Genomic DNA, 24,898 nt, shown 5'->3' with positions numbered 1-24,898 from the left:
CGGCGAGCACGGGGCGGCAGGCGTTACCAGCCGTCCGGAATGGGCATCGAATAGGTCAGCGGCTTCTCCGGCATCACTTCGTCCATGATGTCGGAGTAGCCGGACTCCTGTCCGACCAGGTTCGGCTCGAAGCAGTAGCAATTGAACGTCTGCTGCAGGACGAGGTTGTTGCGGTCGTTGATCGCCGGCGGGTTTTCGTTGATCGCGATGAACGCGTCGTAAAGCGAGTCCCTGACGACGTACGCGTGCGCGGTGAGCGTCTCCACGGCCTTGACGATGTTCGGCGCGACGGGAATGGGCGGCGTGAAGTGATACGCGCCCAGGAACAGCATGTGCCAGTCGTCCGGCACTTGCGCGATGAACTCGGGGAAGCGCGCGGCGAACTCGGCGTCGAAGAACGCGTCGTCCTCGAAGATCAGGACTTCGCTGGCGCCGGCGGCCTTCGCCTGTTTCACGGCCGCGAGATGGCTCATCGTGCAGCCGTAGTCCTGCGGACGCATGTGGCTCAACGATTCCGGCACGCTCACCAGCCTTGCATCGACGGCGGACAGCCGTTCCACCGTGAGGATGTTCTGCTCTGCGAATTTTCGTTGCATCGCTTCCCAGCGGTCGGGACGCCGGTCCAGGTTGATGCAGACCTTGCGGGCGAACGTGTTGTCGATCGTCGGCGTTGATTTCAGTTTCATGAGGGTTGTTTTTCCAGGAACGAATTGACATGGGCGGCGAGGGCGCCGGCATGCGGATCGAGCAGCATGGTCAGGTGGTCGCCGGGGACGTCCGTCACCGCGACGGGGAGCGTCGAGAAGCGGGACCATCCCCAGGCCGGGTCCAGGCGAAGCTGCGCGATCTCGGGCGACGGCGCGAAGTCGTCGGGATCGTGCTCGGTGCTGCGGAACAACGCGATCGGTACGGGCAGCGGCGTGGCGTGCGGCGCGTAGTGCGACTTGAAGTTGGCCTGATAGACGCGCAGGTACGCGCGCAGGCGGTCGGGCCCGGCGTCCGCGAACCAGTTGCCGCGGTCGCCGATCCGCGCGAGGATCAAGTCGGCCTGGCCGTCGGGATCGAGCGGGACGAGGTCGGCTCGCGTCACCTGGAGGTCGGCGCCGAGGAAGGTGCCGATTTCGTGGGCGATCGCGACCAGCCATTCGGTGTCGTCCCAGTCCTGCCAGTACGTGGCGGCCGAGCTGTCGATGGGCGCGGACGCGTCGAGGATCGCCAGCAGCTTCACGTCGGCGCCCTTGGCGACCAGTTGCCGGCTCATCTCGAGCGCCACGTGCGCGCCGAACGAGTGGCCAGCGAGGTAGTACGGACCCGCGCCCACCAGCGGCCAGATGCGCTCGATATGACGGGCCGCGATGTCTTCCACGCGGGTGAGCGGCTCGCACGCGCCGTCGAGGCCGGGCGCTTCCAGCCCGTGAATCGCGTGGGCGCCGCTCAGGTGGTGCGCGAGCGGGTGGAAGTAGACCACGTTCCCGCCGGCGCCCGGCAGCAGGAAGAGCGGCGCGGCGGGGCCGCCGTCGCGAATCGGCACGAGTCCGCCGGCGGGCGCGGCCGGTTCGTTCGTGGCGAGCGCCGCCGCCAGTTTCTCGATCGTCGGATTCTCGAAGAGACAGGAAATCGGCAGCCGGCGATCGAACGCCTTCTCGACATGGGCCATCAGCTGGATCGCGATGATCGAGTGGCCGCCGAGGTCGAAATAGTTGTCGGTGACCGCGATGTCGTCTCGTTTGAAGATCCGCTGCCAGATCTCCAGCAACGTGCGCTCGTCCGCCGTGGGCGCGACGACGCGTGCCGCCGTGGCCGCACCGGCGGCGGCTTCGATCGCCGGCCCGGCCGCATCGCGCGGCGCGCCCGGCTGGCCGTCGGCGGCCGGCGGGTCGGCGAGCTGGCCGGTCGGCTGGTCCGGGTGCTCGGCGAATCGCTCGAGCAACGTGCGGAGGGTGTCGAGCATCTGCCGCACGACATCCGGCGCGACGCGGTGCGCATCGTGCGAAATATGGAAGCCGATGCGCGCGTCCGGGTGCACGGTCAGGGTCAGCGGGTAGTTCGATTCCGCGAACGCGCGGGTGTCGAGGATCTCGATGTCGTCCGGCCCGAGTTCGGGGGCGGCGGCAACCGGGAAGTTCTCGAAGACCAGCAGGCTGTCGAACAGGCTGTCGCGGGCGGGCACTTCGCTCCACGACTGGATGTCGACCAGCGAGCTGTACGAGTGCGGCTCCATCGCCGTCTGCGCGGCGTGAACCTCTGCCAGCCATTCGGTGAAGGGGCGCTCGGGCGCGATACGCAGGCGCAGCGGCAGCGTGTTGATGAACAGCCCCACGATCGACTCGACGCCGTCGAGCAGCGGCGGGCGCCCGGACACGGTGACGCCGAAGACGACGTCGTCCGTTCCGGCGTGGCGTCGCAGCACCAACGCCCAGACCGCGCGGATCAGCACGTTGAGGGTGACGCGATGCGCACGCGTGAGCACGTGCAGCCGCGCGGTCAGCGCCTCGTCCAGCAGGAATTGCTGGGTCCGGCGCTTGTCCTGTCGCGCGGCGTCGCCGGTCGTCTGCCGGGCCGGGCTGGCCGCGATCGGCGTGGCGGCGGGGAAGCCGGCCAGCTCGGCGCGCCACCAGGCTTCGTCGGCGGCGCGCGGATGACGCGCGAGCCAGTCGATGTACGCGCGGTATCCGGGCGCCGACGCCGCGACCGCGGGCGTGCCGGTGCGCGCGAGCGACAGGTAGTCGGCGAACACCTCCTTCATCAGGGTCGCGGTGCTCCAGCCGTCGAGGATGATGTGGTGCGCGCTCCAGCAGAAGCGATGGCGCGTGTCGGTTTCCTGGATCAGCGTGCAGCGGAACAGCGGCGCCTGCTGCAGATCGAAGCCGCGCTTCCGGTCGTCGGCGAGGAATGCATCGAAGTCCTGCGCGCGGCGGGACGCATCGCGGTGCCGCCAGTCAAGCACTGTCCACGGCAGATCGACCGTGTGCAGCACGGTCTGGACGGGTTGCTCGCGATCGGCCCACGCGAACGCGGTGCGCAGCACGGCATGGCGCGCGAGCGCATGGGCCCACGCCTGCCGGAGCGCCGGCACCTGGAGCGGGCCGCTGACGACGAAGCTGAACTGCTGGAAATAGGCGGCAGGATCCAGGTCGTACAGCGAATGGAACAGGATGCCCTGCTGCAGCGACGAGAGCGGGTAGCTGTCGTCGATGTCGTCCGCCGCGGTGTCGGGGACCGACGCCGTGAAGTCGAGCAACCGGTCCCTGAAGTGCGCGGCCAGGTTCTCGACCGTCTGCCGCCGGTGGAGCCGCTCGCCGTAGCGCCAGTCCACCTGCAGCTTGCCGTCGACCACGGCGGCGACGATCTCGAACGCGTGCGTGCGCTGCGACCGCCCGGCACGCAGCGAACCGAGGTCTTCGGTCGCCGGGCGCCAGCCGTCGGATTGCTGCAACACGGTATCGAGCTGCCCGTGATAGTTGAAGAGGATATCGGCCTGCGGCAACGCGGCGAGACTGTCGCGCACGGCGGCGTCGGGGCTCAGGTAGCGGAGCAGCGAATAACCGAGACCGTCGGCCGGAATCCGGCGCAGCTGCTGGCGCGCGGCACGCAGCGCCTGCTCCGGCGTGTGCATCGCGTCGGCGTCGAGCACGACGGGGTAGATGGACGTGAACCAGCCCACCGTCCGGGTGAGGTCGAGCGGCGCGTCCGCCACGTGGCGGCCGTGACTCTCGAGATCGATCCGCGTGCGGGCGTTGCCGGTGACCATGCTACAGGCTTGTGCGAGCGCGATGAGCAGGACGTCGTTGATGCGGGTGTCGTAGGCCCGTGGCAGCCGGCGCAGCAACGCGGTGGTGTCGGCTTCGTCCAGCTCGAATGAAACGGATGACGCGTCGCCGACCGCGTTGTTGGCCACATTGTTGGGCACGCCTGCGGCCGGATAGTCGACCGGTATCGGCTCGACGGGCTGCGCGAGGAGCGCTTGCCACAGTCGCGCTTCGTCGCCGATGGCCGGCGACCGGGCCCGTTCCTGCAGATGCAGCGCCCATTCGCGGAACGACGTCGTTTTCGCGGGCAACGGCTGGCCGTGGTAGGCGGCATGCAAGTCCTCGAGCAGCACGCGCCACGACACGCCGTCCACCGCCAGGTGATGGATCGACACGAACAGGCGGGCGAGCGGCTCGCCGGCCACGCAGAAGAGCCGCGCCGCCAGCAACGGGCCGTGCGTGATGTCGATGCCGCGCTCCGCGTCAGCGGCGGCGGCGCGCATCGCCGCCAGGCGCTCGGCGGCGTCGCCGGCGATCACCTGTTTCGCAAAGAGCGCCGGCATCTCGCCGCCGGCGACGACGTGCTGGGTCCAGCGGCCCGCATCGCGCGAGAAACGCAGTCGCAACGCGTCGTGATGTTCGTAGACTTGCCGGAACGCGTCGGCCAGCCGCGACGCGTCGAGATCCGCCGGCACCTGGATCAGGACCGTTTGATTGAAGTGCGACGGCGCGTCGATCTCCTGGTCGAAGAACCAGTGCTGCACCGGCGTGAGCGGCGCGTCGCCCAGCGGGCTCAAGGTCGGCACGCAGGCTGCCCGCTCCTCGGGCGCGGCGGCCAGCTGCGCGATCGTCTGATACTGGAACAGCTGCTTCGCCGTCACGCGCAGCCCCGCCTGATTGGCGCGCGCGACCACCTGGATGCTCAGGATGGAGTCGCCGCCGAGTTCGAAGAAATTGTCGTGGATGCCGACGGAAGGCAGCTGCAGCACGTCTTGCCAGATCGACGCCAGCAGGATTTCCCGGGGCGTGACGGCGGGCGCGTGCGGCTGGGCCATGTTGACCACGTTGACCCCGTCGGCCGGGGCGGGCAGCGCCTTGCGGTTGATCTTGCCGTTGGGCAGCATCGGCAACGATGCAAGGACGACGAACTGCGACGGCACCATGTAGTCGGCGAGCTTGCCGCCGAGATAACCGCGCAGATCGGCAATGTCTGGCTCCGCGGTCGCGACATAGGCGATCAGGAACGTTCGGGCTCCTGCGGTTTTCGCGATCACGACGCAGTCGTCGACCGACGGATGCGTGCGCAGCGCGGCCTCGATTTCACCGGGTTCGATGCGCAGGCCGCGCAGCTTGATCTGGTGATCGATGCGGCCGAGGAATTCGATGTTGCCGTCGGGCCGGTAGCGCGCGAGATCGCCGGTGCGGTAGAGGCGCGCGAGCGGGTCGGCGGAGAACGGATCAGCGATGAACTTCCCGGCGCTCAGTTCGGGTTCGCCGTGGTAGCCGCGCCCGACCGGCGTGCCGCCGATCAGCAGTTCTCCGGGCACACCGATCGGCGTGGGCTGCATCTGCGCGTCGACGATGTAGAGGCGGGTGTTGGCGATCGGCCGGCCGATCGGGACGATGCGGTGCGGGTCGTCGCGGCGGCATTCCCACGCGGTCACGTCGACGGCGGCCTCGGTCGGGCCGTAGAGGTTGTACAGCCTGACGTCCAGGCGCTCGAGGCAACGTTGCTGCAGGTCGTGGGGCAACGCCTCGCCGCTGCATACGACGCGGCGCAGCGATGCGCAGTGCGCGTCGAGGTCGGGATGGTCGAGGAACGCACGCAGCATCGACGGCACGAAATGGAGCGTGGTGATGCGTTCGCGCTCGATGAGCTCGACCAGGTAATCGGTCTCGCGCTGGCCGCCGGGTCGGGCGAACACGAGGCGCGCGCCGGTGACGAGCGGCCAGAAGAGTTCCCAGACCGAGACGTCGAAGCTGAACGGGGTTTTCTGCAGCACCGTATCGTCAGCGTCGAGTGCGTAGGCGTGCTGCATCCAGAGGATGCGGTTGGTGATCGCGCGATGGGTGTTGAGCGCGCCCTTGGGGCGGCCGGTCGAGCCGGACGTGTAGATCATGTAGGCGAGGTTGTCGCCGTCGAGCGCGGGCGCGGGGTTGGACGTCGCCGCGGCATCGAGGTCGAGCGAGTCGGTATCGACGACGATCAGGCGGGCGTCGGTCTCGGGCAGCGCGTCGCGCAGATGCTGTTGGGTGAGCAGCCAGCGCAACTGCGCGTGATCGATCATGAAGCGCACGCGCTCGGCGGGGTAGTCGGGGTCGACGGGGACGTAAGCGCCGCCGGCCTTGAGGATCGCGAGCAGCGCGACGCTCATGTCGAGCGAGCGCTCCATGGCGACGCCGACGAGGGCATCGGGGCCGACGCCGAGCGCGATGAGGTGGTGGGCGAGGCGGTTGGCGCGCAGGTTGAGTTCGGCGTAGGTGAGCGTCTGGTCATCGAAGACGGCCGCGACGGCATCGGGCGTGCGCTCGACCTGCTGTTCGAACAACCGATGCAGCGGTTGTGCGGCGGCGTCGCCGAAATCCGTGTCGGTGCGGTTCCACTCGACCGTCATCAGGTTCCGCTCCGCGTCGCTCGTCAACGGCAGCGCGCCGAGCGGCGCGTCCGGATCGGCGGTCACGGCATCGACGAGCGTGCGGAAGTGTTCCGCCATGCGATCGATCGTGGCGGCGTCGAACAGGTCGAGGTTGTATTCCAGCGAGCCCGCGAGGCCGTCGTCGGCATCCTGCACATGGAGCGTGAGGTCGAACTTCGCGGTGTGGGTCTCGACCGACACCGGCGTGGCCACGAGACCGGGGAAGCCCACCGCCTGGGACGGCGCTTTTTCGTACGCGAACACGACCTGGAACACCGGCGTGCGGCTCAGGTTGCGCTCGAGCGCGAGCGAATCCACTACCTGCTCGAACGGAATCTCCTGGCGGCTGTAGCCGTCGAGCGCGACGCGCTTCACGCGCGCCAGCAGTTCGCCGAAGGTCGGATTGCCCGACAGGTCCACGCGCAGCGCGAGCATGTTCGCGAAGAAGCCGATCAGCGGCTCGGTCATGCTGGACCGCCGGTTGGCGATCGGGGAGCCGATGACGAGGTCCTGCTGGTTGCTGTATCGCGACAGGAGCAGCGCATACGCGGCGAGCACGACCATGAACGTGCTGGTGCCGGACGCACGCGCGATCGCGCGCAGGCCGTCGGCGCGTTCGCCGCTCAGCTGGAACGGCAGCACCGCGCCGCGGAACTGCTGGATGGCGGGCCGCGGGCGGTCGGTGGGCAGTTCGATCAGGTCCGGCGCATCGGCCAGCGCGGCGCTCAGCAGCGCCAGTTCCCGATGCGTGTCGGCGGACGCCAGGCGCTCGTGCTGCCACACCGCGTAGTCCGCGTACTGGACCGCCAGTTCCGGCAGCGACTCGCCGGCATAGAGCGCGGCCAGTTCGCCGATCAGGATGCCTGACGACCATGCATCGGAGACGATGTGATGCATCACGATGCCGAAGACGTGCAGGCGCTCATGGACGCGATACAGCACGACGCGATAGAGCGGCCCGGCGGCGAGATCGAACGGGCGGGCGGCTTCCTCCGCGAGCCGCGCGAGCGTGTCGGATTCGCGGGCGACGTCGACGACGTCGAGCGCGACCGGCGCCGGCGGCGCGATGCGTTGAACCCCGCGGCCGTCGACGGCGGGAAACGTCGTGCGCAGGATCTCGTGACGCCGGCTGATCTCGGACACGGCGGCCTGCAGGCGCGCGATGTCGAGTTCGCCGTCGAAGCGCAGCGCGCTCGAGATGTTGTAGGTGGCCGACGGGCCTTCCAGTTGCGCGAGGAACCACAGCCGCTGCTGCGGAAAGGACAGCGGCAGGTCGTTCGCGCGCGAGCGGGGCAGGATGGCGCCGGCCGTCGAACCGGCGTGGGGCGACGACGCTTCGATCAGGTCGGACACCGCGCTGATGGTCTGGAGTTCGAAGATCGCGTCGATGCCGATCTCGACGGAGAAGCTGCTCCAGATCCGCGAGACCAGCTGCATGGCTTGCAGCGAATCGCCGCCGTAGTCGAAGAAGCGGCCGGTGAGATCGACGGCCGGATTGTCGAGCACGTCGCGCCAGATGCGCACCAGCTCGAGCTGAATCGGCGTGGCGTCGAGACGGGCGTCGTCGGGCGCGGCGTTGGGCTCCAGCGCCAGCAGCGCCGGGCGATCCAGCTTGCCGTTGGCGTTGAGCGGAAATTCGGCGATCGGGATGATGTCGGACGGAACCATGTAGTCCGGCAGCTTCCCGGCCAGATAGGCCCGCAGGTCCGGCACGCTCAGGCTCGCGGCGCCCTTGACGTAGGCCGCCAGCTTGCGCACGCCGTGGGCGGATTCGCGCAGCATGACCGCCGCGCCGACGACGTCCTCGTGCGCGGCGATCGCGGCCTCGATCTCGCCGAGTTCGACACGGTGCCCGCGGATCTTGACCTGGTGGTCGACGCGCCCGTAGCACTGGATACGTCCGTCGGGCAGCCACCGGCCGATGTCGCCGGTGCGATAGATGCGCGCTTCGCCGGGGAACGGATGCTCGACGAATTTCGCGGCGGTGACGTCGGGCCGCTGGTGGTAGCCGCGTGCAAGGCCCGCGCCGGCGAGGCAGATTTCGCCGGGCACGCCGAGCGGAACCGGCCGCAGCGCGTCGTCGAGCATGTACACGCGGGTGTCGGCGATGGGCCGGCCGATCAGCACCGTCGACGGCGCGTCCTCGACGCGCTCGACGATGCAGCCGACCGTCGCCTCGGTGGGACCGTACTCGTTGTAGATCTCGATCGCGGGATCGATCTTGCGCAGCGTGGCGATGTGCTGGGGCGTCAGTTCCTCGCCGCCGACGATCACCTTGCGCACGCCGGAGCGCGCCAGGTTCATGTACTCCAGCAGGTGAATGTGGGTGGGCGTGAGCTTGAGGGTGTCGACGCCGCTGCCGGGCTGGAACATCCGGGCCAGGATGGTGTCGATGCTCTCCGACTGCGGATAGATGCGCAGCGTCTTGCCGCGCACCAGCGGGCAGAAGATATTGGTGAGCGTGAAATCGAAGCAGAGCGAGCTGTACAGGCCGAAACTGCCGGTCGTGCTTTCCGGAAAGTAATACGCGGCGGCCCACGCGATGTAGTGGGCCAGGTTCCGGTGTTCGAGCAGGCAGCCTTTGGGTTTCCCGGTCGAGCCGGACGTGTAGAGCACGTAGGCGAGGTGCGCCGGTTCGGCACGGTACGGCGGGTTGTCGGGCCGCGGCGGCCAGCCGGGGAGTTCCTGGTCCAGCAGCAGCGTCACGCCGGAGAACTCATACCACTGCGCGAGCTGATTCGATTGGGTCACCAGCAACGACAGGCCGGTGTCGCCGAGGATGTGATTGATCCGCTCGGCCGGATACGCCGGGTCCAGCGGAACGAACGCCGCGCCCGCCTTCAGGATGCCGAGAATCGCGACGATCATCCATTCGGAACGGTCGAGCATGATGCCGACCAGCGATTCCGGCCCGACGCCGTGGTGTTCGCGCAATTGATGCGCGAGGCTGTTGGCCCGCGCGTTCAGGTCGGCGTAGGTCATCAGCGCACTGTCGGTGACCAGGGCCGGCGCCGTCGGCGTGCGGGCGACCTGCGCTTCGAACATGGCGACGACCGTCGGGTGGCTGGGGCCGGCCGTCGCGGTTTCGTTGAAGGCGCTCAGCAGCGGCCCCTCTTCCGGCGGGGCCGATGCGATGTCGCCGACGGCCGTGTCGAGGTGTTCGAATGCCGCCAGCACCGCGCCGAGGCTGCCGGCGAAACCGTCGATGATGAAAGGCTCGATCGCCGTGCTGTAACGAAGCTCGATTTCGCCGCGCGCGAGCCGCAGATGCAACTGCAGATCGTCGTCGCGACCGGTCGGTGCGTCGTGCACCCGGTCGTCAGCGAGCGCGACTTTCGTGAGCTGCGCGAGCGCCATGTCCTTTTCGTTGCGCACGAGCGTTTCAAGCGGGAAGTGAGGCTCGGCGTAGCTGTCTTCCACGATCGCGGCCACGCGCGACAGGTAGTCCTCGACGCGCTCGTCGGGACGGACCTCGATGATCAGCGGCACGGTGGCGGCGCGGGCCGGCGGATGCGCGGCCAGCGCCGGCGTGCCGAGCACCGTGACCGGAATCCGGAAGTATTTCCAGAGCAGGAATGCAATGCCCGCCGCCGTGACGGCGAACTCGGCAAGCTCGCCGTCGCCGATGCGCCGCAACAGGTCGAGCGACGCGGGCGTGAGCCGCACCGTGCGGGACAGCGGGCGACCCGGTTGCTGATTCGGGGCGTACGCCGCGATCCGGTAGACGCCGGCGACCTGCGAAAGGCTTTCGCGCCAGAAACGCGCGGTGGAGGCATAGCGATGGTCGGTGACCAGCACGTTATTGTCTTGCACAGGACACTCCTTGAAACGTTTTGTTCACCTGAAACAACCCGAAGCGGCGCGCACGGCGCACGCTGCTCGAACTCCGGACGATCCACATCACGTCTTCTCCTCGAGCGCGTCGTCGGCCGTGACCTCGGGCGCGCGCTTCAGGCGCAGGCCGACGCGGGCCCGTGGGCCGGCGGCGGGGGCCTCGCCGGAGAGCGGGATGCGATCGACCGGCGTGGCCGGGTCGCGGCGGAAGACGTCGTGGATCGCGAGCAGTCGATCGCGCATCGCGGCGATGGTCGACGGGCGGAACAGGTGCGTGTTGTAGATGAACTGGATCAGGTGCCGGCCTTCGCTTTCCACGACCTGGAAGGAGAGGTCGAACTTGGCCGTCGTGTCCGCCGGCGAGAGGTCCGTGATGCGCAGGCCGGGCTGCGGGGCCGGCATCGACACGTGGTTCACCTGAATGTCGAAGATCGGAAAATGGCCCGCCGGGGTGCGGATCTTCAGGTCTTCCAGCAACACGTCGAACGGATAGGACGCATGCTCCAGCGCTTGCGTGGAGGCTGTCGCCACGCCGTCGATCACGTCGGCGACGGTCGAGGATGCCCGCACCGGCACGCGCAGCACGACGGTGTTGAGATACACGCCGACCTGCGATTCGAGCGGCTCGCTGTCGCGCCCGGCCGATACGCTGCCGATGACGATGTCCTCACGCCCCGTGTAGCGATGCATCAGCACGCAGAACGACGCCAGCAGCACCGCGTAGAGCGACGTATGGTGCGCGCGGGCCAGCGCGGCGAGTTCTGCCGCGTGCGGCGCCGGCAGTTCGACTTCGAGCGTCTGCCCGGCATGACCGGGCCGCTCGGGCCGCGGGAAGTCGGATGCCAGTTGCAGGCGGGGCAGCGGCGGCGCCAGTTGCGCGAGCCAGTACGCGCGATGCGCGGCGGCACGCGGACCGGATAGGCTCGCGTTGTGCCACGCGGCGTAGTCGCGATACTGGATCGGCAGCGGCGGCAGGTCGTGTCCCGCATACAGCGCATGCAGGTCGTCGGTCAGCACGCGGATCGACCACGCATCCGAGATCACGTGGTGCATGTTCAGCAGCAGCAGGTGCTTCACTGGCGAGAGCCGCACCAGCGTGACGCGAAACAGCGGCCCCGACGCGAGATCGAACGGCTGCTCGCTTGCCGCGCGAATCAACGCATCGATCGCCTGCGGCCCGGCATCGTCCGCGAGATCGCGCTGCTCGACCCGGAAGCCGGAGGCTTCGCGGCTGAGGATGCGTTGCCGCAACTCGCCTTCGATCATCGCGAACACGGTGCGCAGGCTCTCGTGGCGATCGACCAGCAGGTCGAACGCACGGACGAGGCGCGCCGTGTCGACGGCGCCGTCCAGCTGCAGCGCGCCCGCCATGTTGTACGTGGACGGATCCGCGCCGCGGCTGGCGAGCCAGATCCGCTTCTGTGCGCGGGACACCGCGTAGGACGATTGCGCGGCCAGCGCCGGGATGAACGTATCGTCGGTGGCAGCTCCGTCGACGGGCATGGCCGCCAGCTTCCGCGCGAGCGCGCGCGGCGTCGGCGCATGGAAGATGTCGGCGACCGTGACGTCCCGTTTCAGTTCGCGCCGGATCCGGCTGACCAGCTGGATCGCCTTGAGGCTTTGGCCGCCCTGCTCGAAGAAATCGGCGTCGACGCCGTTCGGCCGGCGGCCGAGCACCTCGGCGAAGACGCGCAGCAGCGCCGCTTCGACCGGCGTGCGCGGTTCGGCCGGCACGTCGTCGGGCACGGACGCGGCATCCGGGAGCGGCAGCGCGGCGCGGTTGATCTTGCCGTTCGGCATGACGGGCAGCGCCGGCAGCAGCATCACGGTGTCGGGCACCATATGCGCCGGCAGCGTGTCGCGCAGTGCGTCGCGCACGCGTGGGGGCGTCCAGCCGGTTCCCGACGCGTAGGCGCACAGGGTCATTTCGGCATCCGACGTTTCCCGGGCGACCACGACGGCGTGGGAGATGCCTGCGAGACCGGTCAGCGCGGCTTCGATTTCCCCGAGCTCGATCCGATAGCCACGGATCTTGACCTGGAAGTCGCGGCGGCCGAAGAAGTGGAGATTGCCGTCCGCGTCGAAGCAGCCGACATCGCCGGTGCGATACAGGCGCGCGCCCGGTTCCGGACTGAACGGATCGTCGCGGAACACCGCCCGCGTGCGGGCTTCGTCGAACAGGTAGCCGCGCCCGACGCCGACGCCGCCGATGCAGATCTCGCCCATGACGCCGGCCGGGCACGGATTCAGGTCGGCGTCCACGACGTAGAGGCGCAGGTTCTCGATCGGCCGGCCGATCGGAATCGCCGGCCGATCCGGCGCGCGCGTCAGGCTGTAATGCGCGACGGAGTCCGACGCTTCGGTCGGCCCGTACGCGTTGATGAGCCGAACCGTCGGATTCAGGCGGAACCACGCTTGCGCGGTGGCGGGCTGCAGCGTTTCGCCGATCGTCAGCAGCGTGTCGAGGTGCGGGAAGGCCGGTGCCGCGTGCCGTTCCAGTTCGCCGAGGAAGGTCGCGAGATAGGACGGCACGAATTGCATCGCCGTGATGCGGTCGCGGTGCAGGCTGTCGATCAGGCGTGCGGGCTCGAGGATCACGGCATCGGGATAGATCACCGTCGTGCCGCCCGACGCCAGCGCCGCGAAGCACTGCCAGACCGAAATATCGGAGCAGTGCGAAGCGGTCTGGGCGACCGCGCTCCGCGCGTCGAGCCCGACCCGGCGCGCCATCGCGAGCACGTGATTGAGCATGCCGCGATGTTCGACCATCGCGCCCTTCGGCTGGCCGGTCGAACCCGACGTGAAGATCACGTAGGCGAGATCCGCGGGCCGGCAGCGCGGCGTCGGTGCTTCGGCGTCCTGATGGGCGGGCAGGCGGGCGGGATCGACCAGCGGAATCGACGCCAGCGCCGGCGGCGGCCGGCAGTCGGTGCCGACGATGAGGGCCGGCCGGGCCAGCGTCAGCAGGGTCTCGACCCGCTGGGCCGGATAGGCCGGATCGACCGGAACATACGCCGCGCCGCACTTCCAGATGGCCAGGATCGTTTCCAGCATCAGCGGCGAGCGCGGCATCCAGACGGCGATCCGGTCGTCCGGCTGCAGCGGCGCCGTCTGCAGAAGCTGCGCGGCGATCCGGTTCGCGCCTTCGACGAGCGCCCGATAGGTGCGAACCTCCGTGCCGCAGCGTACCGCGATGCGCTCCGGGTGCGCGGCGGCGACGGCCTCGATCAGTTCGGGCAGCGTCCGGTCGGACGGCACCGGCGCGAACGTGTCGTTCCAGCCGAGCAGGAGAGCGTCCCGCTCGGCGGCGGTGAGCAGCGCAACGCTGCGGTTCGGCCGATCTTCCGCGCCGGCCAGGCCGGTGAGCAGGGTTTCGACATGGCGCAGCAGGCGGACGATCGTGTCGCGATCGAACCGGCCGTCGTCGTACAGCACCTGCAGCGACAGGCGCTTGCCCGGCGTCACGACCAGCGTCAGCGGGTAATTGTTCGGATCGGACACCTGGAAGGCGCCGATCCGCAGGCCGGGAAGCGCATCGGCCAGCGCTTCCTCCACCGGATAGTTCTGGAAGATGAGCAGGCTGTCGAAGAGCGGCACGCCGGGCGGCAGGCCGGCGAATTTCTGGAGGTCGGCCAGCGGATAGTGCGCATAGTCCTCCTGCTGCGCGAGATCCAGCTGCAATTGCGTCAGCCACGCGGACGTCGGGCGCGCGTCGATGCGCACCCGCACCGGCAGCGTGTTGATGAACAGCCCGACCATCTCGTCCGACGCCGGCAGCGACGCCGGACGACCGGACACGATCGTGCCGAACACGACGTCCGATTCGCCGCTGTAGCGGCTCAGCAACTGCGCCCACGCGCCCTGCGCGAGCGTGTTCAGGGTGAGTCGACTGGTTTGCGCGAACGCGACGAGCCGTTGCGTGTCGCTTTCGGAGAGCAGCAGCGCCTCTTCCACGTAGGCGCCCTGCGCGGCCGTGCCGTCGAGTTCGGGGCGACCCAGCACGAGCGGCGTCGTCGCCGGGAAATCCGCCAGCTTCGTTTTCCAGAAACGTTCCGCGGCGGCGGCGTCCTGGCGCGCCAGCCAGCGCACGTAATCGGCGAAGGCGGGCGGCGCGTCCTGCTGCGGCGCGTCGTCGGCCGGCGGCGCCTGATAGGCGGCGGCCACTTCGCTCAGGAGCCGGGCGGAGCTCCATCCGTCGAGCAGGATGTGGTGGTGGCTCCAATGAAAGCGCCACGCGTGCTCGCCCACGCGGAACAGCGCGAGCCGCATCAGCGGCGCGCGGGCAAAGTCGAAGCCGCGCGCCCGGTCCTGCGCCACGTAGGCGTCCCAGCGCTGCTCGGCCTCCACGGCGGACGCCGCGCGCAGATCCTCTTCGTGCCACGGCAAGTCGATCCGGCGATGCACGACCTGCACGGGGCTTTCGATGTCTTCCCAGTGAAACGCGGTGCGCAGGATGTCGTGCCGGTGCGCCACGGTCTCCCACGCGCGGCGGAACCGTTCGACGTCGAGCGCCCCGTCGATCCGGAAATTCAGACTGCTGAAGTACGCATCCGACGCGGGTGCGTACAGGCTGTGGAACAGCATGCCCTGCTGGGTCGGTGTCAGCGGGTAGACGTCGGCGACCTCGTCCGGCCGCACCGACGCCGGCGCCTGCGGCAAGCCGGTCGCGGGCCGGGACGAGGCGGACGGGACGGCATGGCCGGCGACCAGGGATTCGAGCACCGCGATGTAGGCTTGCGCGACGCGCCGGATGGTGTCCGCGTCGTGGCAAGCCCGGCTGAATTCCCACGCCACGTGCAGGCGGTTGCCGGTCACGTACGCGTTGATGTCGAGCAGGTGCTCGCGCCGCTGGTTCGCATGGCGGCCGTCCCCGCTCGGCTCCGCGGCCTGTTTCCAGTCGCGTGCGGCGGTGAACAGCTGGTCGGTCTGACCCAGGTAGTTGAACTGCATGCGCGGCCGCGGAAGCGGGCCGTCGAGCCGGTCTTGCAGCAGGCCGCAGGTGATGCCCGCGTTCGGCACCGCGCGCAGTCGCGCCTTGACCGATGCGACCAGGCCGGCCGGATCGTGCGAACCGGCATCGACCGTCAGCACGACCGGGAACACGGACGTGAACCAGCCCACCGTGCGCGAGATGTCGAGCGCGTCGATCAGCTCCTCGCGCCCGTGCGCTTCGAGATCCAGCAGGACGTCGGCGCATCCGCTCCAGTCGCTGACGGCCCGCGCGAGCGCGGCCAGCAGCACGTCGTTGATCTGCGCGTCATACGCGCGGGGTGCGGCGCCCAGCAACGCCGTCGTCGCGGCTTCGCCGAGCTCGACCACGATCGTTTCGGCGGACGACACGGTATTGGCGTCGGCGGACGCCTCGCGATCGAGCGGCAGGCCGGGTAGCGCGGCACGCGCGAGGGATTGCCAATGGGCGAGGTCGGCGTCGGCGGCGCCGGAATCGGCCCAGGTCGAGATCGCCCGGGTCCAGGCGGTCCAGGTGGCGCTGCCGCCCGCGAACTCGGGTGCCTTGCCGTGGCGCAGGCGGGTATAGGCGTCGTACACGGTTTCGAGCAGCGCGCCCCACGACACGCCGTCGACCACCAGATGATGGGCGACCAGCAGCAGGCGGAGCGAACGACCTGCGTCCAGGCGGAACAGGTCGGCGCGCACGACGGGGCCGTCCGCGAGATTCAGGCTCGCATGCGCTTGCGCGACGTGCTGCGCGAGCTGATCGCGCGCCACGTCGGACACGACGACGGGGACGTCCGGATCGTCGACGACTTCCTGGCTCCAGCCGGACGCGCCTGCGCGAAAGCGCAGCCGCAGCGCGTCATGCCATTTGGCCGCGTGCCGCAGCGCCTGGCGCAGCAGGCCCGGATCGACATCCGCCGGCACGTCGAGCAGGACCGCCTGGTTGTACTGGTTCGGGTCGTGCTGGTGCTGCGCGAAGAAACGCTTCTGGATGGGCGTCAGCGGCAGCGGGCCGGACGACGCGACGAACTCCGCCGCGCCGACCGTGCCGCGCGTCGCCACGGCGGCGAGTTCGGCCACCGTCGGATGCTGGAAGATGAGCCGGGTGGTGAGCTTCAGGCCCGCCTTCGCGGCCAGCGACACGATGCGCATGCTCAGGATCGAATCGCCGCCCAGCGCGAAGAGGTTGTCGTGGATGCCGGGCGACGGAATGCCCAGCGCTTCGCCCCAGATGCGGCACAGCAGCGTCTCGGTGGGCGTGCGCGGCGGCGTCGGCGCGTGCGTGGTGGCGGCGAGTCGCGCGCGGTCCAGCGGCGGCAGCGCCTTGCGGTCGATCTTGCCGTTGCCGCTCAGCGGCAGCGCGTCGAGCACCACGTAGATGCCGGGCACCATGTAGTCCGGTAGCGTCGCGGACAACGCGGCGGCGATCGCGGCGTCGCTCAGCGCCGCGCCGTCGCGGAACGCGACATACGCGCACAGCGCGGCGCGGCCGGCCTCGTCGCGATAGTCGAGCGCGGCCGCCTGGCGGATTTCCGGAATGGCGGCCAGCGCGTTGTCGATCTCCCCGAGCTCGATGCGGTAGCCGCGGATCTTCAGCTGGTGGTCCTGGCGGCCGTGGAGCACGATCGTTCCATCGGGCAGGTAGCAGCCGATGTCGCGGGTGCGGTACAGGCGGGCCCCGCGCGCCGGATGGAACGGATCCTCGACGAACGCCTCCCGCGTGGCGGCCTCGTCGTTCAGATAGCCGCGGCCGACGGCGACGCCGGACACGCACAGCTCGCCGGGAATCCCGATCGGGCACAGGTTCATCTGCGGGTCGACGACGTAGAGGCGCACGTTGCGGATCGGCTTGCCGACCGGTACGTAAGGCGTGGTTGGCGCGCACGTCATGCGGTGCTGCGCGACGTCGTCGGACGCTTCGGCCGGGCCGTACGCGTTCACCAGCGCGATGCCAGGGAACACGTCGAACCACTGTTTCACCAGGGCCGGGCTGACCATTTCGCCGGTGACGAGCAGGTGCCGCAGGTGCCGCATCAGCGCCGGCTGTTCCGATGCACGGTCGAGCACCGCGGACAGATAGGACGGCACCAGTTCGAGGATGCTGATCCGGGTGGTGTCCAGATACGCGACGAAACGCGCGGGATCGCGAATGCATTCGTCGTCGACGATCACGGTCTTGCCGCCGACGAGCGGCGCCGTGAAAAATTGCCAGACCGAAATATCGAAGCAATGCGGCGCGGTTTGCGCGATCACCGAATGCGCCGAGATCGAGAACTCGTCGATCTCGGCGAGCATGTGATTCAGCATGCCGGCGTGCTCGACCATCGCCCCTTTGGGCTTGCCGGTGGAGCCGGACGTGTAGATCACGTACGCGAGGCTGTCGGGCGACACGGGGCGGCCGGGATTGGTGTCGTTGTCGATTTCGGTGACGGCGTCGAGCGACACGACCGGCGCGATCCCGGCCAGCTCCGCAGGCAGGAGCCCGTCGCTGGTGATCACGAGGGCGGCGCCGGAATCCTCGAGGATGGTGCGGATGCGCGCCACCGGATAGTCGGGGTCGATCGGAACATAGGCGGCGCCGCACTTCCAGACGGCCAGGATCGCCTCCATCAGCTGGGCGGACCGGTGCATGCAGATCGCGACCAGCGTGTCCGGCCCCAGCTCGGCCGCGGCCAGCAGGCGGTGCGCGATGCGGTTGGCGCGCGCGTTCAGCTCGCCCGCGCTCAGGACGCTATCGCGGTACTCGATCGCCGGCCGCTCGGGGTGGTCCGCGGCGGCCTGCTCCAGGCGATGCACCACGGTGAGCGCGGCGTCGAACGGCACGGCGGTGTCGTTGAAGGTTTCCAGCAACTGCCGGCGTTCGGCCTCGGGCAAGATCGGCACGCGGCCGAGCAGCCGGTTCGGCTCGGCCGCGAACGCGTCGAGCGTCGCGGCCACGTGGCCCAGCATCCGCTGCATCGTGTCTTCATCGAAGCGCCGCGGGTCGAACGACAGTTCCATCTTCCAGTCGTCGCGCGCCGTCACCACGAATTCGAGCGGAATGTCGGCGCGGTTGTAGAGCTGCACCTCGTCGACCGCCAGCCCATGCGCGCCATGCGTGAGCGACGCGTCGAGCGGGTAATTCATGAACGTGATGTTGCTCTCGAACAGCGGCGTCGACGGCGGCACTTCGCTGCAGCGCTGGATGTCGGGCAACGGGGTGTGCTCGAACGGCGCACGGGCGGCCACGCGCGCCTGGATCATCTTCAGCCACGGCACCAGCGGCTGCCTCGGGTCGACCCGCACCCGCACCGGCACCGTGTTGATGAACAGGCCGAGCATGGCTTCGATCCCCGGCAGAGGGGCGCCACGCCCGGACACGACCGCGCCGAACACCACGTCGGTTTCCCCGCTGTAACGCGACAGCACGAGCGCCCAGGCCGCTTGCGCGAGCGTATTGAGGGTGACGTGATGGCGGGCCGCGAATTGCCGCAGGCGCGCGCTCAGGTCGGCCGACAGGTCGGCCTGCACTTGCGCGAGGCCCTGGCCGAAGCGCTCGTCAGCGCCCGCGCGCGCGGCCGTGGGCAGCGGGGTCGGCGAGCGGAACCCTTCGAGATAGCGCGTCCAGTATTGCTGCGCGGCTTGCGGCTCGTGCTGCTGCAGCCACTGGATGTAGTCGCGATACGGGCGCGCCGGCGCGAGCGCCGGCGGCACGCCGCGCGCGAGCGCGCCATACACCTCGAAGATCTCCTCGATGACGAGCGACAGGCACCAGCCATCGGCCAGGATGTGATGGTGGCTCCAGCTGAACAGGTACGCGTCGGCGGCGACGCGCGCCAGGCGACAGCGCACGAGCGGCGCGCGATCGAGCGCGAAGCCCTCGGCCAGGTCGCTTTCGAGGTGCGCTTGCCACCGCGTGCGCTGCTCGTGTTCCGGCAGGTCGCGCCAGTCGTCCTGCACCCACGGCAGCGTGGCGTGCGCGTGCACGACCTGCATGGGCTTGTCGAATTCCTCCCAATGGAACGACGTGCGCATCACCGGATGCCGATCGATGAGCTGCTGCCATGCGGCATGAAACAGCGCGGTGTCGAGGCTGCCGGTGATCCGGCAACTGAGCTGGTTGAAGCTGCTTCTCGCGCCGGGCTCGTGCACGGCATGAAAGAGCATCCCCTCCTGCATCGGGGAGAGCGCGTAGATATCGGCGATGGTCGGGGATGTCACGATTTGATCCTTGAGACGAGGGCGTCCAGCGCTGCCTGGCTGATGCGCGCGGCCGGAAAATCCGACGGGCTCAGCGCGCGCGGGCCGTCGCCGCTGGCCGCGACGATCGACAGCAGACGGCTGCGGTAGCACTGCGTCAGCTGCTCGATGACGCCGGGTGCGCAGGCCTCGCGGTTGTAGTGCCACGTCAGGCGCAGGCGGCCGTCGAACACCATCCCGTCGATCTCGAACAGATGGCCGCGACGCGCGCGCGGGCTGTGCTCGGGGCTCTGGAAGTCGAGCACCGGCTTCCAGCCCGTGTCGTCGGCCAGCACGCGATCGACCTGGCCGAGATAGTTGAAGCGCACCGGCGCCGGCGGCTGCCGTTCCAGCGCGGCCGTGATGCCGGCGTCGCGGCCGAGGTAGCGGGCGATGCCGTAGCCGAGCCCGCGCATCGGGACCGCGCGCAGTTGCTCCTTGACGTGGCGCAGCGCGTCGACCGCCACCGTGGCGTCGCCGGCGTTCAGGAACACCGGATAGTGGGTGGTGAACCAGCCGATCGTGCGCGACGTATCGACGCCGTCGAAGAGGGCCTCGCGGCCGTGGCCTTCGAGATCGACGACCAGCGACGCGTTGCCGGTCCAGTCGCCGAACGCGAGCAGCAGGGCCGTCAGCAGGACTTCATTGATCTGCGTGTTGAACGCACGCGGCACGTCCTGCAACAGCGCGAGCGTCTGCTGGGCGTCGAACTCGACGACCGTCGAGCCGGCTTCGGCGCGGGTGCCGACCGGCATGTCGTCGAAGCACGCCGGCTCGCCGGCGTTCCCGTCGATCCAGTAGTCGAGCCCCAGACCGTCGAGCGCGGTCGCGCCGAGTTCGGACAGATGCGTCGACCAGTCGCGCCACGCCGTCGTCCTGGCCGGGAGCTGCACCACGTGGCCCGCTTCGAGCTGGCGGCACGCGGTGTACAGGTCTTCGAACAGGATGCGCCACGAGACGCCGTCGATCACCAGGTGATGCGCGACCACGAGCAGGCGCTGCGGCGCGTCGGGGCCGAACTGGAACAGGTGCGCGCGCAGCAGCGGCGCCGCCGACAGCGTGAAGCTCGCCTGCATGGCGGTGGCGGTCGCGAGCATCGCGGCCTCACGCGCGGCGGGTGCCGCGTCCGCCAGCGACGTGACGCCGAGCGCAATGGCCAGCGGCGGCGCCGCATGCGCTTGCTGCCATGCACCGGCGACGCGCTCGAAACTCAGCCGCAGCGCGTCGTGATGCGTCGTGACGGCCGCGAGCGCGCGCTCGATCGTGTCCGGCCGCAGCGACGCGGGCACCTCGATCATCGTCGACTGGTTGTAGTGATGCGGATCGGCGACGTCCTGCGCGAAGAACCAGTGCTGGATCGGCGTCAGCGGGGCGGGGCCGACCACCGGCTCCTGCGCGATCCGCAGCGACGGCGCCTCCGTCGCGACCCGGGCAAGCTCGGCGATGGTCGGGTGGGCGAAGAACTGGTCGGCGGTGAACTTGAGCCCGACCTGCTGGGCCAGCGACATCACCTGGATGATCAGGATCGAGTCGCCGCCCAGTTCGAAGAAGTTGTCGTGCACGCCGATCGGCCCGCGGCCCAGCACGTCGGCCCAGATCCTGCCCAGGCGCGCCTCGACGTCATTGGCCGGTGCGACGTACGCGGTTTCGCTCGGCACGGGCGCCAGTTCCAGCGCGGCGAGCGCCTTGCGGTCGGGCTTGCCGTTCGGCGTCAGCGGCAGGCGTTCGAGCGTCACGATCGACGCCGGCACCATGAACTCGGGCAGACGTTCCTTCAGGTGTTCCCGCAGGCTGGCGACGCTGGCCGTCGCCGTCGCGACGCAGGCCACCAGCTGCCTGTGCTGCGGCGTGTCTTCGCGCACGAACACGATTGCGTCGGCGACGCCGGCGTGCTGCCTCAGCGCCGCCTCGATCTCGCCCGTTTCGATCCGGTAGCCGCGAATCTTCACCTGCGTGTCGCGCCGGCCGGTGACTTCCAGGTTGCCGTCCGGCAGCCAGACGCCGAGGTCGCCGGTGCGATAGAGGCGCGCGCCCGCGTCGAACGGGTGGTCGACGAACGCGGCGGCCGTCAGGTCGTCCCGGCCGACATAGCCGCGCGCCAGTGCGATGCCGGACACGCAGATCTCGCCCGTGCAGCCCTCGGGGGCCAGGCCGCCGTGCTCGTCGAGCAGGTACAGGTGCGTGTTGCGGATCGGGCGGCCCACCGGCAGGCGGGCCCCGTAGGTGACGGCCGGGTCGACCACGTAGTCCGTGATGCACACGGTTGCCTCGGTCGGGCCGTACGAGTTGTGGCACGTGCGGGTCCGGGCCAGCTCGCGCAGATCCGCCACGCGGGCGTTGTCGCCGGCGCTGATGACCCGGGTCACGGCGCCGAGCGCGGGCCAGTCGAGCGCGGCGAGATAGGCCGGCGTCGCGTTCACGGTGGTGACGCCCTGCTGCGCGATGTAGTCGACGAAACGCGGCACGTCCCGGATCACGGTGGGCTTTGCCAGCACCAGGCGCGCGCCCGCGAGCAGCGTGACGAAGATCTCCATGATCGAGCCGTCGAAGCCCGGGGAGTAGAACTGCACGAAGCGGTCGGCCGCATCGAAACCGAATGCGTCCACATGGTGCTGCGCCATGTTCAGGAGCCCTGCGTGTTCGAGCACGACGCCCTTGGGCACGCCCGTGGAGCCGGACGTGTAGATGATGTACGCCGCATCGCCCGGCCGGACCTCGACCTGCGCCGATGCCGACGCGGGTGCCAGCGTGTCGAGCTGGAAGTCGAGCGCGAACATCGGGATCGCCCAGAAGTCGGCGAGCAACGGCAGGTGTTCCGAGTGCGTCAGCAGCGCCTTGACCTTCGCATCCTCGATCATGAAGCGCAGCCGCTCCCGCGGAAACTCCGGGTCGAGCGGCAGATACACCGCGCCCGCCTTGAGCGCGCCGAGCAGGCCGACGATCCAGCGCTCGGAACGGTCGGCCACCACGCCCACCACGTCGCCGCGTTCGATCGCGTATTCCGCGAGCAGGAAGCTCGCCAGCCGGGACGCCTGGTCGTCGAGTTCGGCATAGGTCAGCGACGCGTCGGCGGTCACCACCGCGACGCTGTCCGGCGCGGCCGCGACCCGTTGCGCGAACTGTTCCAGGAAGGTGCCGTCGACCGCGACGGGTGCCGCCTGCGAACGCAGGCGCGCGCGCTCGTCGTCGTCGAGCAGCGAGACGGTGTCGAGCGGCGCATCCAGTGCGCCGAAGCCGGCCACGACGTTGCGCAGGTGCCGCGCGAGATGCTGCAGATAATGCAGCGTGAACACCGTCGGCCGGCCCGTCAGCACGATCTCGTAGCGCTCGCGATGGCGGATCTCGATCGACAGGTCGTAGTCGGCCGCTGCCCAGGCTTCGTGAAGGCCGTCGAAGCGCACGCCGACGTTGGTCGCGCGCCGTTCGCCATGCAGCTTGTGCACGAGCGCGGCGATCGGGAAATCCTGGTACGAATAGCTGCGCTGCACCGCGTCGCGCAACTGGTTCAGGTACGCGCGAACCGAGGGGCCGGGCGCGCCGGCGTCGAGCAACGGGACGGGCTCGGCGGCGCCGCTCGCGGGTCCGGCGATCAGGGGCGGCGACGCCACGAACAGGCCGGCCGCACCGTCGTAGCGCCCCAGCACGCGGAACAGCGCGGCCAGCAGCACGACGAACGCGCCCAGCGCGTTGCCGGCGGCGAGCTTCTCCAGCACCGGCGCCGCGTCGCCGTCGAGCGCGAACGTCAGGGTCGGCTCGGGGCCGAGCGGCAGCGCGTACGCCTGCCACGCCTGCTGAAGGCGGAAGTCTTCGTCGAGGCGACCGAGCGCGTCGTTCCAGAACGCCACGTGTTCCTGGTATTGCCCGCTCGTCGAGAGCGCGTTGAGATTCAGTTCTGACAAAGCACGATCTCCCTCGTCGCGTACAGGATTTCGGACGCGATGCCCTTGGCCCGGCAGTGCGCGACGAACTGGGTGGACTGGATGTGGCTGGGCGAGTTTTCGTCGAAGGTGTTGTCGAGCAGGTGGTTCAGCCACGGCTCCTGGCCCATCGCATAGACATACGCTGCGTTGAACGCGAAATCGTCCACCAGCGCGGCGGCCTCGCCGAACTGGCAGCCCCGCGCCCGGCGCGACTGGTCGATGTCGCGCGGCAGCGCCTTCGGAAACAGCGGGCCGTAGACCCACGACGGCGGCGCGCCCTCGGTTTCCATCCCGACGAACAGCGTGTCCGGCTTGCCGGCGAGGCGGAACACATGCTCGTAGAGGCGCGGGTCCAGGTTGCACGAATCGGCGATGCACAGCACCGAGCGCGAGCCGAAGCGGATCATGAAGCTCTGCTTGCTGTGGATCGCCAGGTCGTTGTGTTCGCCCATGAACGGAATGGCGGTGATGGTGCCGCCGGGCAGCTTGATTTCCTGGGCATCCCGAACTTCCAGCACGTCGTCGAAGCCGAGCTTGCGCAACGCCAGTTCCATCGACGGATCTTGCGGAAAGCCGTCGAGATTGCGGCCGACCACCACGGTCTTGACCTTGTGGCGAAGCTGCAGCAGCGTTTCGAGGACGATGTGATCGTGATGGCTGTGCGTGATCAGCACGTAGTCGATCTGGTCCGGCAGGTCGGCGAACGTGTAGCGCGGCAGCGCGGTGTCGTAGCCGTAGCTGATCACCGGATCGATCAGGATGCTCACGCCGCGGCTCTGGATCAGCACGCACGCGTGGCCGTAGTAGCGGATGCGGATGTCGTCGCCGTCGAACGAACGATCCGGTTTCGGCGCCGGCGCCTCCTCGGTGAAGAACGAGCGGAACAGCGGCTCGTCCTGCTCCGCCACGCGCATCAGGTCGACGATCTTCGCGTAGCTGCCGGGCGTGTCGCGCATGCGGAACAGCGCGTCGAGCGCGCGGTCGTCGAACGCCATGTCGCAGAACACCGTGCGATCGTCGCGGAGCCGGGGCGTGCTGAGGATGAACGGCCGCGGCGTGTGCTCCTCGATCGCCGACAGCGCGATGCTCTGCGCATCGCGCGCATAGAACGGGCTCGCGTACAGCAGGCTTTCGAACACCCGGAAGGACGGGTTGTGGTTCAGGTCGTAGTAGATCTCGACATAGCCTTTCAACACCTCCGGAATCGCGGGGTAGAGCGGGTCCGACGCCATCCCCGTGGCCTGTTCCAGCAGCAGCGTGGAGAACGCCTTGTAGGCCTTCGCCAGTTCCAGTTGCCGGGTCGCGCGCTGGGTGGTCTGCTCGATCAGCGCGCGGATTTCGTCGACGCGCTGGCCGCCCAGGTCGAGGAACGGCCCGCCGCGCATCGCGGGATCCTTGCAGGCCGCCGCATGCATCATCGGCGATGCCGCATAGGACTTCAGCAGCGGCAGGAACCGCTCCGCCACGTTGAGGGCGGCGGTCAACGGCGGCAGCGTGTGATACCACGCGTACCAGCTGTTGATCAGCGGTTCGAACTGGATGTTGTGTCGCAGGTAGACCTGCGTGCTGGACGAAATGGTCAACG

The 24,898-nt window shown here is 69.3% G+C and carries 5 protein-coding genes; all 5 read right to left on the bottom strand.

Annotated elements, in window-relative coordinates; all coding sequences use genetic code 11:
• Positions 1-23: 23 nt before the first annotated feature.
• The 5 genes from CFB45_RS36310 to CFB45_RS36290 all read right to left on the bottom strand — a co-directional run bounded on the left by CFB45_RS36310 (position 24) and on the right by CFB45_RS36290 (position 24,896).
• The gene (locus tag CFB45_RS36310) at positions 24-686 is read right to left on the bottom strand and encodes a glycosyltransferase family 25 protein (protein WP_256976964.1); all 663 of its coding nucleotides are present in this window, start codon (positions 684-686) and stop codon (positions 24-26) included.
• The gene (locus CFB45_RS36305) at positions 683-10,198 is read right to left on the bottom strand and encodes an amino acid adenylation domain-containing protein (RefSeq protein WP_089429893.1); all 9,516 of its coding nucleotides are present in this window, start codon (positions 10,196-10,198) and stop codon (positions 683-685) included. The genes CFB45_RS36310 and CFB45_RS36305 overlap by 4 nt, the downstream gene beginning before the upstream one ends.
• 87 nt (positions 10,199-10,285) lie before the next feature.
• On the bottom strand, positions 10,286-19,375 hold the full coding sequence (locus tag CFB45_RS36300) for a non-ribosomal peptide synthetase (protein WP_089429892.1): 9,090 nt from the start codon (positions 19,373-19,375) through the stop codon (positions 10,286-10,288).
• Complete coding sequence (locus CFB45_RS36295) at positions 19,372-23,292, bottom strand: non-ribosomal peptide synthetase (protein WP_089429891.1); 3,921 nt, start codon at positions 23,290-23,292, stop codon at positions 19,372-19,374. The genes CFB45_RS36300 and CFB45_RS36295 overlap by 4 nt, the downstream gene beginning before the upstream one ends.
• Positions 23,280-24,896, bottom strand: coding sequence for an MBL fold metallo-hydrolase (locus CFB45_RS36290; RefSeq protein ID WP_089429890.1), 1,617 nt, complete (start codon positions 24,894-24,896; stop codon positions 23,280-23,282). The genes CFB45_RS36295 and CFB45_RS36290 overlap by 13 nt, the downstream gene beginning before the upstream one ends.
• Positions 24,897-24,898 lie beyond the last annotated feature (2 nt).

The sequence above is a fragment of the Burkholderia sp. HI2500 genome, assembly GCF_002223055.1.
In the GTDB taxonomy this organism is placed as follows: Bacteria; Pseudomonadota; Gammaproteobacteria; order Burkholderiales; family Burkholderiaceae; genus Burkholderia.
This window is presented reverse-complemented; position numbering and strand designations above follow the sequence as displayed.

Coding starts and splice junctions, on each gene's coding strand:
- CFB45_RS36310 (WP_256976964.1), bottom strand. CDS start 686: ATGAAACTGAAATCAACGCCGACGATCGACAACACGTTCGCCCGCAAG.